This window comes from Bacillus sp. HMA207, assembly GCF_003402455.1.
Classification (GTDB): Bacteria; Bacillota; Bacilli; order Bacillales; family Bacillaceae_G; genus Bacillus_A; species Bacillus_A cereus.
Genome location: NZ_BEZT01000001.1, coordinates 3,495,336 through 3,507,355, shown reverse-complemented (window position 1 = coordinate 3,507,355; position 12,020 = coordinate 3,495,336). Strand labels below are relative to the sequence as shown.

Sequence of the window (12,020 nt, the reverse complement as noted above, 5' to 3'; positions counted from 1 at the left end):
AAGACGAGGGATTGTATCCTCGTCTTTTTGTTGAATAGATTCAATGTCGATATTTGTCGGAGAGAAAGGTGAATTTCTTTGTTTTTCTAACTGAAAGGATAGTTTTACGACTGATTTTTAAAATTAAAACCCTTTGAATCGTTTTTTATAATTGAAATAAGAGAGAGTGATAACGATGATTCCGAATAAAAGAGGTAAGGCAATAATTTTAGGAAAAGCTTGTAGTAGAGAGAGGATGTACAAGAAAAAAGAAACGATGACAGCTAGAAAGAGAAGAGCAATATAAGATTTTTTCATAAATAAACCCCCTAAATGACCTTTTTTATAGCTTATTCAAAAATGAAAACGTTTAGAATGTGACAAAAGTGTGAAATTCGACAAAAGGGGTTGTCATCTGACGTCGAATCTTGTAATATAATAAGCGTGAACGAATTCACATACAAACATATACCCCTTTGTTTGAACGTGAAAATTTCTCCCATCCCCTTTAATATTTTTCTTTTGCTATCCATTTCCAATAACGTTCGCATTTTACTTCTATCATTTGTACTTTTCGTTTCAGTTGTAATTTTTTTAGTTCGCGTTCAATTTCTTGTTGCGGACAATCATAAATAAATGCTACTTCTTTTGAAGATATAAATTGTGTTGCTTCTAGTAACACTTCTAAAGGTGGTAATGGTTCTGGCTCAATTTCACATTTTACAAGTTCTTTCAATAATTGTACGTATACATCGTAGGAATAATTTCCAGCGATTTTAATACCTTCTTCATCTGAGTTCGCATGAAAAAAGACGAGGGAAGGTATTTCTGTAATATGCATTTCATTCGTGAATTTCAAGTCACATTGGAAAGCTTTTTTTGCACTAGCAGAATGTAGATCTTTTTTAAATTCTTCTACATCAATATTGCTATCTTTCGCACATGCAAGTAATAGTTCGCAGTCAGGGTTTGATACATTTTCAAGGAAAATGTATTCTTGGAGTTTTCGCAAAAACTTCGAACCTGCTTTTCGGCCTTGCAACTCCGCTGCCTTAATTGCCATCGAAACTAAATATGGTGTTGACGATGCTTCTTGCATATGTACCTTTCCATCACATGAAAAACCTTGTAAACTGGTTGTCTTTTCCCACACAAATCGAATATTAGCAGGTTTATTCCATTTGTGTGAGGAAGCGTTCGTTCCATCCACTTTTCCTGTTACGATATGACGAATAGAGAAGTATTTCCCGTATTCAAGCCATAGTTTAATAATAAAAGGCTCAATTTCCCAGCAATCTTTACAAAGTGGATCAATAAATAAATATGCTTCTACAGACTTATGCTCGCATGCGGAAGGAGATGGCATATTTATATGCTTTGCTTCCTGCTTATCCATTACACTTCACCTGTTTCGTTTGGAGTATTAACCATATGCTGAGCGGTTAATGCTAAACGTTCAAAAACAAACTCTCTTATATGACCATGAACTCCAGTATCATCCATTGCTTGCTCCATACATGATAGCCAAGCCTCTGCTCGTTTTGGAGTAATCTCAAACGGAAGATGGCGTGCTCTTAACATAGGATGACCATGTTCTTCAGTGTACAAATTAGGACCACCTAAATATTGTGTTAAAAATTGCTTCTGCTTCCTAGCGGTTTCTGTTAAATCTTCCGGGAAGATGGGAGATAAGTCAGGGTGTTTACTGACATAGGAATAAAATGTATCTACTAATATTGCAATGCATTGTTCACCGCCAATTGCTTCAAATGGTGTCATCGGTTGCTTGCTCATCCTTTATAAACTCCTTTTTCCATGAAATGTATATCTATTGTAGCAATGGAATGTTCGAGAGGGCAAATAAACAGCTTTCTCAAAGATTCTTTGCTTATTCTACGGGTGTAAACTTTTTTAGTGAGATGTATCCACTAGTGAAACATATTCACTAGTGGAATTTTCACTTTAGCGTGCTTTTTTTTGTTTGGCAAGGAAAAAGCGTTTTACTTTGTTATTTGTATGGCGAACAGGTATGTTATGTTGCGTTAATAAATGAATAAATGCAGCTTTTCCTGTTTCTTCATCTTGCACTTCAAATTCAATTTCATAATCATCGTGATTGTAATAGAAACTATGATCAAAGACAAGCGTTCCGCCTTTAAATAATGTTTCTGCTCTTTCTGTTGTTAAACTACCCATATATGTTAAAGCAGAAACAGGAATTTGTAATTTGTGTAATTGATCTACTACTGCTCCTTGAATGATTGTGTTTGTTTCCATCATCATTTTTGCTTCGTCTTCTGTTACGACTTGATGCGTTTCTAATAAACCGATTTCTGCAGGTTGTTTCAACGTTAACGTATAAGTTTCTCCTTTATGACGAATACGAAGTGCAGAGCCAGCTTCTTTTAACGAGAAGTCAGGTGTTTCAAAGTAGTGATTCACTTGTTTTGTAAATGCTTCAATAGAAAACGATTTACATAATGTATCGAATTCTTCTTTTGTAACGATATTTTTGAATTCAATTTCAATTTCTTGTGTCATTGTATAATCTCCTTTTGAAAAATAATTCTTTACACATTATCGCTTTTTCATAAATTTGGTTCAATGTTTTATTTGTTTGCGTCCATGTTATGATACAATAATACTGTTAAGTAAGACAGGAAGTTGAGATGGAGGAGTTAGAGCATGCAAAATAAAATCCAAGTTAAGAGCGTAGAAAAGAGAGAGAATGCTCTTATTTTTTGTGCGGAAAATAGTGAAATAGAGGTAAAGGAGTTAAGTGCGCGTAATCACGTACTTGTAGACTCAGACAATTTATCATTTTTATATATCTTAGAAAATGAATCATCTTTCATTTATGTAAGTATTCCGCACACATGCTGGGAAGCAATGCATGAAGCGATGAATAACGATGTGGTTATGTTCGTTCGCGTGAATGACATTGAAATGGAATTAGAAGGATTAAAAGAAGAAGTAGAATATTTAGTTGAAAATATTGAAGGTAATGCAAATTACGGAGAAGAATTAGTAACTGCTGTAGAAAAAGTATTTCTATAAGCAAATGGATTGATTTTGGTGGTGGTTGAAATGAATCGAAATTGGGAAGAATTTTTAGCACCTTACCACCAAGCGGTGGCAGAGCTAAAAGTGAAACTAAAAGGAATGCGTACTCAATTTGCAATGTTAACAGAGCATTCTCCAATTGAGTTTGTAACAGGAAGGGTAAAGTCGGTTGCAAGTATTATTGATAAAGCGGAGAAGAGAAATGTACCGCTAGACCGATTGAGAGAAGATATGCAGGATATTGCTGGGCTTAGAATGATGTGTCAATTTGTTGATGAGATTAAGCCTGTTGTAGAATATCTTCGAAAACGAAATGACTTTGAAATCGTGGAAGAACGTGATTATGTCACGCAAAAGAAAGATAGCGGTTATCGTTCTTATCATGTTGTCATTAGTTATCCTGTTCAAACGATTCAAGGTGAACAAAAAGTATTGGTAGAAATCCAAATACGCACGCTAGCAATGAACTTTTGGGCAACAATTGAGCATTCTTTAAATTATAAATATAGTGGACGTTTTCCTGAAGATATTAAAATACGATTGCAACGTGCAGCTGAAGCGGCGTTTTTATTAGATGAAGAAATGTCTTCTATTCGTCTTGAAATTCAAGAAGCGCAAAAGGCTTTTTCAAGAAAGCAAGAAACGAAAGATTCCGAATCATAAACTAAAGGGTGTTGGGCGATGAAATTTACAATTATGTCAAAGGGAGATCAATCATCAGATACACTGGCAAGCACGATGAAAGAGTACTTGCTAGATTTTGGATTTATAATGGATGAAAAGGAACCCGATATTGTAATTTCTGTTGGGGGAGATGGAACGCTTTTATATGCGTTTCATCGTTATTATAATCGATTGGATGAAACAGCATTTGTTGGTGTACATACAGGACATCTAGGTTTCTATGCAGATTGGTTACCGACAGAAGTAGAGAAATTAGTAATTGCGATTGCGAAAACACCATTCCAAGTGGTGGAATATCCGCTTTTAGAAGTTATTATTCGCTATGTGAATGGAAGTAAAGAGTCACAGTATTTAGCGATGAATGAGGCGACTGTAAAAAGTGCAGAAGGTACATTAGTAACAGAAGTAGAAATACGCGGAGAATATTTTGAAACATTCCGCGGAGATGGCCTTTGTATCTCTACTCCTTCAGGAAGTACCGCATATAATAAAGCGCTTGGCGGAGCAATTATTCACCCATCTATTGAAGCGATTCAAATTGCAGAAATGGCGTCCATTAACAATCGTGTATTTCGTACTGTAGGATCACCACTCGTATTGCCGAAGCATCATACATGTGTGTTAAAGCCAGCTGCAGGGATGAACTTACAAATTACAGTGGATCACTTAACGATGGTTCATCAAGATGTGAAATCAATCCAGTATCGCGTCGCAAACGAGAAAGTACGATTTGTTCGTTTCCGTCCATTCCCGTTCTGGAAACGAGTTCGTGACTCGTTTGTTGCAGATAAATAGAAAGGGTTATATATTTGAACAGATTTACATTGAAATGGGATATAGGGCCGGCTAAAGAGGGAACTTTAGTTAGGGAATTTTTGAAAACGAAAGGTATTTCTAAAGCCGCTTTAACGGATATAAAGTTTCATGGCGGAGCAATTGAAGTAAATGGTCAACATGCGAGTGTTCGTCATCAGTTGCGTGCTGGTGAAGAATTACGTGTCTTTTTTCCAATGGAGGAAAGAAGTGAAGGGATGATGGCAGAAGATATTCCTTTATGCATTATATATGAAGATGACGCGGTTCTTATCATTAATAAAGAGGCGAATATGTCAACGATTCCGTCTAGAGAACATCCGGCAGGAAGTGTTGCCAATGCGCTGTTATCTCATTATGATAAGCAGCATCTTGCAAGTACAGTGCACATCGTAACACGTTTAGATCGTGATACTTCGGGGCTTATGCTTATTGCAAAAAATCGTTTCGTGCATCATCTTTTATCGAAGCAGCATCAACAAAAAGCTGTGAAACGAACGTATGAAGCAATTGTTCACGGAAAGATTGTAGAACGAGAAGGAATGATTGATGCACCAATTGGTCGAAAATCTGATAGCATTATTGAGCGAACGGTTTGTGAGGATGGACAAAGGGCAGTTACTCATTTTAAAGTAATTGATAGTACATATCATAAGACACATGTAGCGCTTGAGCTTGAGACAGGAAGAACGCATCAAATTCGTGTGCATATGGCTCATATAGGACATCCATTACTTGGTGATAGCTTATATGGAGGGAGAAGGGATGAAATGAAACGGCAAGCACTTCATAGTAAATCTTTGACGTTTTATCATCCTATTTTAGAGAAAGAGATGTCTTTCACTATAAAGCTTCCAAGCGATATGCAAGAAGTGTTGCGGCATACTTAAAAAGGGAACAAAATTCTTATATTATAAAGAATTTTGTTCCCTTTTTCTTAGCGGAATAATATTAAAATTTGGTTTTCACCCGTACGCTTTATAACGAAAAATCCACTTTCGGCTTTTGTAGCAATGCCATTGTCATTTGGAAGACAAAATCCATGTGCTTCGCAAGTGCCGTCATCACGTACTAACATTTGTCCAATTAATCCGACAGGAAGCCACTCGGCGCGATCTTTTCTTGCTACATATTTGCGAGTTGGATCCCATTCTGTATTTAAAAGAGGTTGTATTTCTTCGGTTTCCGTCCATACATATTGGCGTTTTCCAAAGTTATCTGTTTTATAACGTTTTTCCCAACTTAAAGCCCCGCTATTTCCTATAAGGGCAGGGGTTGCACTAGATATTCCTAAAATGAACGAGTCGTGTGAAGTAGCTATCCGAATTTTTTCTTCGCTACTAAATGTAACGAAATAACCGACATCAATAGGTTTATGATCTTCGGTTTCAAACATTTGTGCAAAATCCGTTCCACTTGCATTGTAAGACGCACCCTCAATGTACATTTCTCCATTATGGGCAAGCCATTTAGCCCCGATATTATGGTCGGTGTCGCTTACACCATTTGCAATAAACCAAGAATAAGCTTCTTCTGCAGTGCCGAAGCGCCCCATAATATGGCTACCTGCAAAATGAGCTGTTGATGTATGATGACCTTCCGCATGAGAAGAGGATCCGTTAGCGATAGTTGCGGTTCCTTCTGCGTGTGCTGCTTCGCCTAAAGCAATCGTCTGTTTCCCCTCTGCATGAGAATAAGCTCCGCCTGCTGTCGTTTCACTTCCCTCACTATGGGAACTATGTCCGGTTGCTTTTGAGTTTGATCCTTCTGCATGAGAGAAAGAACCTTTTGCGTGTGTTAATAAGCCTTCCGCATGTGCTGCCATGCCCTCCGCATGAGAGTGAAGCCCTTCCGCATATGCATATCGGCCGCCCCTTTTAACTTTTGTATTTTCAGGTGTAGGTGTCTCAATTATGAGTGGTTTTTCAGTTTGTATATCATTCGATGAAGCCAATGCCTCTTTTATTTTTTTTACTTTGTTTATAATAGCAGCTGGAATTTCTGGTTCCACTTTTTTATTTATTGCTACAGAAATATTTTCTTCCGTCTTTTCTTCTGTTTGATTAGAATGTATTACCTGTTCATCTTGATTTGAGAGCTGTTTATTTTTTTGTTGCATCTTTATTTTTCTGCGATCGATTATGCGGCTCATCACAGCATTTTCTAAAGAGACATATGTTGGTTTTACTTTGCTTTTTTTTGATGACTCTTGTTCTTCCAGTTCTTCTATCGCTGCAGCCCGAATACTACACCAGTTGTTAATTCCGTACATGGGCAGATATAAAGGGGGAAATTTTCTTTTTTGTTTAGAAGATTTTTTCTTCATTCTGTCACCTCCTGCGACATTATATGTAGTGTAATTAAAAAAAGATGCACTTTATTGCATCTTTTTTTAATTACTTTACCTAGTTTTATATGAGATCTGCCTAAATAATACGGTAATCTTTCGCTAAGTAAGGTAGTTATGAAATTGGACGGAATTTCTCAGCGACAAAAGGTAAAGAAGAAGGAACAGAGATAGTCTCCATTTCAGGATAACGTAATCCGGTTAATTTGCCACCAAATACAGCACCAGTATCAATATTGACTGTCTGATTGACGAATCGAGGTTCTGCTACTGGTGTATGTCCATATACAATCCAAGCTTGCCCCTTGTACTCTTGCGCCCAATCGCGACGGACAGGTGAGCCATCGGCATGCTTTTCTCCTGTAATATCGCCATATAATACAAAGGTTTGTACTTTTTTATCTCGTCTTCCTATGTAATCTTGCCGAATCCCAGCGTGACATACGATTACTCTTTTTTCATCTAGTATGTGGTAGAGCGGTGATTGTTCATAAAGAGTGATAAACTTTTCTTTTATAACGTTTTGCTTATGAGAAGGAAGTGCCTCATATTCAGCAACAGTTGTTTCAAGTCCGTGAGCGACTGTTACATTACGCCCAAGGAAAAATCGATATAGTTTATTACAGTGATTTCCAGGAGCGTAATAAGCTTCTTTTTTATGTATGACAAGTTCCCATACAATTTCAATCATACGTAATGAATGAGGACCACGGTCTGTAATATCGCCAACGAATGCAAGTTTACGTTGGTCAGGGTGAACCGGTAGACCGCTACTCCAGTTATATCCTAGCTTCTCTGTTAAATTTTGAAACTCTTGGAAGCATCCATGAATATCTCCTATAATGTCATATTTCATATTTAAACCTCCATCGTATTTTTCATTAGTATATCTAAAAAAGGATAGAGATAAAAATATAGCGTTTTTGTGTTGTTCATTTAAACATAAAGATTTTCGTTCTTGAGCGAACATTTAAAATGAATCCAATCGCAATCATGTATGTAAGCAGTGAACTTCCTCCGTAACTCATAAGAGGTAATGTTATCCCTGTAATGGGGAGTAATCCGATTGTCATCCCGATATTTTGGAATACTTGGAAAGTAAACATTCCGATTGTACCAGCGCAAATGTAACTACCGAAAGGGTCATTACTTTCTAAAGCAATATGAATCATTCGAAAAATGAGTAAGAAAAAAAGAGAAATAATGACACTTGCGCCTAGAAATCCAAATTGTTCAGCGACATTAGTGAAAATAAAATCTGTATGTGGTTCTGGAAAATATACTTGTCCATTTTCCCACCCTTTTCCTTGCATTTCTCCGGATCCAGTCGCTAAGAATGCTTGTCTTAATTGATAGCCTTGTGCATCATATTTGTAAGGTGCTAACCATCCGTAGAAGCGATTTAATTGATATTCTTTTAAAATGTGTGCTTTAAAGAAATCTGTGTGAGTAAAAAAAATATATATTAATGTAGATCCAGCAACGAAAGTACCTGAAACTAATCCAAAAATAAAACGCCATCGTATGCCAGAAACTAGTATCATTGCTGCAAGCATCGCTGAAATGACCATTGTGTTTCCTAAATCTGGTTCTTTTGCAATAAGTAGTAGTGGTGGCAAGCTTGTTGCAAATATTTTTCCAAGTAGTAAAAAATCGTCATGTATCGTTTGGGAAAAATATTTCTCATTATGATTTGCTATAATTCGTCCAATGACGATAATTAAAAACAATTTCATAATTTCAGAAGGCTGAAAATTTCCGATGCCTGGGAGCCTGTACCAAGCGGTAGCGCCTTTAATTGTAACGGCACCTGGTACTTGAAGTTCTAGTCCAATAAGTAGTACCATTGCAAAGCTGTACAAATACCAAGCAATTTTTTGATAACGATCGAAGTCGATAATCATAATAACACCAATGGCTATAAATCCAATGAAATACCATTGGATTTGCTTTAGTACAAAATTGACGTTTTGTAAAAATGGCGGTAAAGAGGCTTGCGCACTTGCAATAGCACAACAACTAACAATCCCAATGGCAAATAAAATAAATAGTAATACGTAGTCTATTTGATATTGAGAATTTGGATCTTTCAATGTAGGTATTCCTTTCTACTGCTCTTTATAGTAATGGATTTTATCCCGCATTAATGGGCAGTAAGACCCCCACCTCAAAATTCAGCGAAAGCGAAGAAGTTAGGTGGGGGATCAACTGCCCGTAAAAGCCCGATTGGTGAGAGCTGATTAAAGTTTCACTTTATAGTATGAGAAAGAATGTATGAACTATACGAATGATTCACATATAGTCCATACACTTTTAATTTTGCAGAGTAGTTTAATTGTTTAGCTCTTTAATAATTATATCCAAACAATGAGAGAGACGTACATGTGCGTCAGGAAAAATATCTAGTTGATGAAGATAGTATTTTAAGGAACTTTTACACCATTGGTAAGCACTAAGTAGAGCTGCTCTATAGTCCGTAGTATTTTGTAAAAAGCCATATTCTTTTGCTGTTATAACAAGGTGTGTGAAATCTTCACAACCTTGAAGGAGCTTATTGTGTATTTGTTGTCCAGCATGGTAGCGAAATTGACTTAAAGGCTCAGAAATGTATATTGCATTTCCTTTAGAAAGTAAAGAAATCCATGAGGCCATATCAACACTACAAGAATATTGTCGCTCTTTAAGGGTGCCAAAAGGTTCAGTGAGCAATTCCTTTCGGAACAAAGTAGTTGTAGGCTCACCGATAATGTTGTGTCCGCCCTTTAACATCCAATTACCTAAAAATATCCCGTTTAATGGGGTGTCTTCACTATATAACCTTTGTGTTGGATGGGAATCACCGATTAGATTTCCATGATCATCAATGCGTACTCGATAAGAAGTAACAAGAGCAAGATTTTTATTGGGATCTTGCTCAAAATAGGTCATCATTTTTTGTATTTTATGCTTATAAAACACGTCATCGTCCATTAAAAAATTTATATACTCACCATTTGATTTTTCTATGAGCATAAGGTCATTGTGAAATTGTCCTAGAGTAGGGGTATTTCGAATGTATGTTATATTTTTATAATTTGGTAAGTATTGTTCGCGTATTAAAGTTGCTGTTTCATCATTTGTACTATCATCTCCGATGATGATTTCAATATTTGAATAAGTTTGTGCCAATGCACTTTCTAGAGCAATTTTGAAATAATGAGGCCGATTATAAGTAGGAATAAGGATGGAAACGAGAGGTGGATTTTTTTCATTCATCATACATAACTTCCTTTCAGAAGCTTTTTTTTGTAAGAACAATATCTTGGTAACTTGTATATTCATGTCTGCCGCACCATAAACCGTAATGCGGCTTATTGATTATTTCTAGGCCGTACTTATTCAATAGATTGCAAATATCTGTCTCAGGATAAGCAACTGCGAAATTCGGAATATCTTTATTTACAACGTAGCAATTTTCGATTCGATGATAAAAACCTAATGTACTTTGTCCTGCATTTAAATAATAGGACGATTCAGGGTTTATAAGAAAGAATGTAATGAAACATCTCCCGTCTTTTTTTAATACACGTACAATTTCAGATACGTAATGTTCTAATTCTTTTGGGAGAAGATGCGTAAATACAGAAGTTAAAAAGATAAAATCGAATGTTCCGTCTTCATAGGGAAAACGATATTGAGAGGCATCTTCTTTTCCTTCCGGATTATAGAATTGATTGTATATGTCAACATGTTCAAAGTGAAAATTATTACGCATAGTTGAAATGTTATTTTGACACCAAGTAATTCCATCTTTAAACAAATCAAATCCATAATACGCTCCATCATCATTTAAGTAATTCATTAATGGTACAGCCATTCGGCCGACACCGCAGCCTACATCTAATACTTTTTCATTTGATTTTAAAGCGCCAATTTGAATAAAATGCTTTAGGAACTCTTTTCCAACCTTTTTGAAGTCGCCACCTACATATTGGACGAGTTCAGGAGGGGGGAGTAAAGTCATTTCTTTGTTAAATTCGCTCATGAGTATACCCCTTTCTTATGTGAGAATATGCAGTAACTCTATTAATGAAATTTTCAATTTGTAGTGAGAGAACACAGGAAAACAATTGTTATATGTAGGGAGATTCCGAAAAAGAATACTTAATTGGATCAGAAGTAAGAGAAGAATGAGTGAAAATGGAATCTCCTATAGATTAAATCTTTTTTATTCTTTTCTCCAATAAACGCCAAATACATCAATTTTAGTAATAGGGGCTTTTAAATTCCGTTGATTTCTAAAGTCTGTCACAGCCTCAGCGCATGGTGGTAGCCCGTAGTCATCGATAATTATGTAGCCACCTTTAGAAACTTTATCATATAAGTTCACGAGACCATCCATGGTGGATTCATACATATCACCATCAAGCCGTGCAATTGCTATTTTTTCAATTGGTGCTGTTGGTAAAGTATCTTTAAACCAACCTTTTAAAAATTTCACTTGATCATTTAGTAAATCATATTTTTTGAAATTCTCTTGTACTTGTTCTAAAGAGACGCGTAAGTAATCGAATGTGTGTAAATAATCACCGTAATCTTTTGGATATTGCTCTAGATTCGGTGCTGGCAAACCTTCAAATGAATCTGCAACCCACACATTACGATCCGTAATGTTGTTTGCTTGTAAAAAACCATTCATAAAAATGCATGATCCTCCGCGCCATACACCTGTTTCAATAAAATCACCTTCTATATTTTCACGAACAACGGTTTCCATCGCCTCTTGTAATTGGTTCATACGTTCTCGACCAATCATGCTATGTGCTGCTCTTGGCCAATCCATTCCATCATGACGTTCACTTTTTGAGACATTTGGTTTTACAATTTTTAAGTTATGGTTTTCGGCATATTGCTTAATGAATAAAGGGAGGGGGACTGTAACTGGTTCGAATTCTAGTTCTTTCGAAATATGTAGAGATGCCGGTAAGTATGCCTCATATTCTAACCATATTTCAAATAAAATTGTCTTCTTTAGCAATTCGAGATAAAGCTGAACAGCAGATTTACTTTCCATATTTGTGCCTCCTGCAAAATGTCATACAACAATATGATTATGTAGATAGCGAATGTTTCATGATTGAATTTAAAATTGAAA

Annotated in this window: 14 protein-coding genes; 4 read left to right on the top strand and 10 right to left on the bottom strand. The window is 36.1% G+C overall.

The annotated features are described in order from the left end of the window. Window positions 1-123: 123 nt before the first annotated feature. The 4 genes from HMAS_RS27750 to HMAS_RS18120 all read right to left on the bottom strand — a co-directional run bounded on the left by HMAS_RS27750 (window position 124) and on the right by HMAS_RS18120 (window position 2,520). The gene (locus HMAS_RS27750; protein ID WP_000750355.1) at window positions 124-297 is read right to left on the bottom strand and encodes a hypothetical protein; all 174 of its coding nucleotides are present in this window, start codon (window positions 295-297) and stop codon (window positions 124-126) included. Between the two features lie 190 nt (window positions 298-487). Further along, window positions 488-1,375, bottom strand: coding sequence for a ClpXP adapter SpxH family protein (locus HMAS_RS18130; protein WP_116344949.1), 888 nt, complete (start codon window positions 1,373-1,375; stop codon window positions 488-490). Next, window positions 1,375-1,773, bottom strand: a complete 399-nt coding sequence (locus HMAS_RS18125) for a hypothetical protein (RefSeq protein ID WP_000043386.1) — start codon at window positions 1,771-1,773, stop codon at window positions 1,375-1,377. The genes HMAS_RS18130 and HMAS_RS18125 overlap by 1 nt, the downstream gene beginning before the upstream one ends. Window positions 1,774-1,941: 168 nt before the next feature. Continuing rightward, window positions 1,942-2,520: a CYTH domain-containing protein gene (locus HMAS_RS18120; protein ID WP_000191121.1), complete on the bottom strand. Its 579-nt coding sequence runs from the start codon at window positions 2,518-2,520 to the stop codon at window positions 1,942-1,944. 144 nt (window positions 2,521-2,664) lie between these two features. Here HMAS_RS18120 and HMAS_RS18115 point away from each other — a divergent pair, with 144 nt between their 5' ends. From HMAS_RS18115 to HMAS_RS18100, 4 genes are read left to right on the top strand one after another with little or no spacing between them, the layout of a single operon-like run. Next, window positions 2,665-3,036: a hypothetical protein gene (locus HMAS_RS18115; RefSeq protein WP_001180003.1), complete on the top strand. Its 372-nt coding sequence runs from the start codon at window positions 2,665-2,667 to the stop codon at window positions 3,034-3,036. 30 nt (window positions 3,037-3,066) lie between these two features. Further along, entirely contained in the window at window positions 3,067-3,705 is a 639-nt protein-coding gene (locus tag HMAS_RS18110) for a GTP pyrophosphokinase (protein WP_001081482.1), read from the top strand. An 18-nt stretch (window positions 3,706-3,723) separates the two neighbouring features. After that, a complete protein-coding gene (locus tag HMAS_RS18105; protein WP_000673190.1) occupies window positions 3,724-4,521 on the top strand; it encodes an NAD kinase in 798 nt (265 codons plus the stop codon). 14 nt (window positions 4,522-4,535) lie between these two features. Continuing rightward, on the top strand, window positions 4,536-5,429 hold the full coding sequence (locus HMAS_RS18100) for an RluA family pseudouridine synthase (RefSeq protein WP_025709868.1): 894 nt from the start codon (window positions 4,536-4,538) through the stop codon (window positions 5,427-5,429). Window positions 5,430-5,476: 47 nt separating this feature from the next. Here the strand turns inward: HMAS_RS18100 and HMAS_RS18095 are convergent, their stop codons facing one another. The 6 genes from HMAS_RS18095 to HMAS_RS18070 form a co-directional block, all read right to left on the bottom strand. Further along, a complete protein-coding gene (locus HMAS_RS18095; protein ID WP_000730518.1) occupies window positions 5,477-6,865 on the bottom strand; it encodes a peptidase G2 autoproteolytic cleavage domain-containing protein in 1,389 nt (462 codons plus the stop codon). A gap of 136 nt (window positions 6,866-7,001) precedes the next feature. Further along, on the bottom strand, window positions 7,002-7,742 hold the full coding sequence (prpE, locus tag HMAS_RS18090) for a bis(5'-nucleosyl)-tetraphosphatase PrpE (RefSeq protein ID WP_000872700.1): 741 nt from the start codon (window positions 7,740-7,742) through the stop codon (window positions 7,002-7,004). 76 nt (window positions 7,743-7,818) lie between these two features. Then, window positions 7,819-8,979, bottom strand: a complete 1,161-nt coding sequence (locus tag HMAS_RS18085; protein WP_000654702.1) for an FtsW/RodA/SpoVE family cell cycle protein — start codon at window positions 8,977-8,979, stop codon at window positions 7,819-7,821. Window positions 8,980-9,217: 238 nt separating this feature from the next. Further along, window positions 9,218-10,144 carry a glycosyltransferase family 2 protein gene (locus HMAS_RS18080; protein ID WP_000980807.1) on the bottom strand — a complete coding sequence of 309 codons (927 nt, stop codon included), beginning with the start codon at window positions 10,142-10,144 and terminating at the stop codon, window positions 9,218-9,220. A 13-nt stretch (window positions 10,145-10,157) separates the two neighbouring features. Beyond that, on the bottom strand, window positions 10,158-10,910 hold the full coding sequence (locus HMAS_RS18075) for a class I SAM-dependent methyltransferase (protein ID WP_001288765.1): 753 nt from the start codon (window positions 10,908-10,910) through the stop codon (window positions 10,158-10,160). A 183-nt stretch (window positions 10,911-11,093) separates the two neighbouring features. Then, on the bottom strand, window positions 11,094-11,939 hold the full coding sequence (locus HMAS_RS18070) for a TylF/MycF family methyltransferase (RefSeq protein WP_000444381.1): 846 nt from the start codon (window positions 11,937-11,939) through the stop codon (window positions 11,094-11,096). Window positions 11,940-12,020: the final 81 nt, after the last annotated feature.

Bases quoted from the DNA above. Each gene is read 5' to 3' on its own strand.
- HMAS_RS18115 (WP_001180003.1), top strand. From the start codon at position 2,665: ATGCAAAATAAAATCCAAGTTAAGAGCGTAGAAAAGAGAGAGAATGCT.
- HMAS_RS27750 (WP_000750355.1), bottom strand. From the start codon at position 297: ATGAAAAAATCTTATATTGCTCTTCTCTTTCTAGCTGTCATCGTTTCT.
- HMAS_RS18125 (WP_000043386.1), bottom strand. From the start codon at position 1,773: ATGAGCAAGCAACCGATGACACCATTTGAAGCAATTGGCGGTGAACAA.
- HMAS_RS18130 (WP_116344949.1), bottom strand. From the start codon at position 1,375: ATGGATAAGCAGGAAGCAAAGCATATAAATATGCCATCTCCTTCCGCA.
- prpE (WP_000872700.1), bottom strand. From the start codon at position 7,742: ATGAAATATGACATTATAGGAGATATTCATGGATGCTTCCAAGAGTTT.
- HMAS_RS18075 (WP_001288765.1), bottom strand. From the start codon at position 10,910: ATGAGCGAATTTAACAAAGAAATGACTTTACTCCCCCCTCCTGAACTC.
- HMAS_RS18070 (WP_000444381.1), bottom strand. From the start codon at position 11,939: ATGGAAAGTAAATCTGCTGTTCAGCTTTATCTCGAATTGCTAAAGAAG.
- HMAS_RS18105 (WP_000673190.1), top strand. From the start codon at position 3,724: ATGAAATTTACAATTATGTCAAAGGGAGATCAATCATCAGATACACTG.
- HMAS_RS18110 (WP_001081482.1), top strand. From the start codon at position 3,067: ATGAATCGAAATTGGGAAGAATTTTTAGCACCTTACCACCAAGCGGTG.
- HMAS_RS18080 (WP_000980807.1), bottom strand. From the start codon at position 10,144: ATGATGAATGAAAAAAATCCACCTCTCGTTTCCATCCTTATTCCTACT.
- HMAS_RS18120 (WP_000191121.1), bottom strand. From the start codon at position 2,520: ATGACACAAGAAATTGAAATTGAATTCAAAAATATCGTTACAAAAGAA.
- HMAS_RS18095 (WP_000730518.1), bottom strand. From the start codon at position 6,865: ATGAAGAAAAAATCTTCTAAACAAAAAAGAAAATTTCCCCCTTTATAT.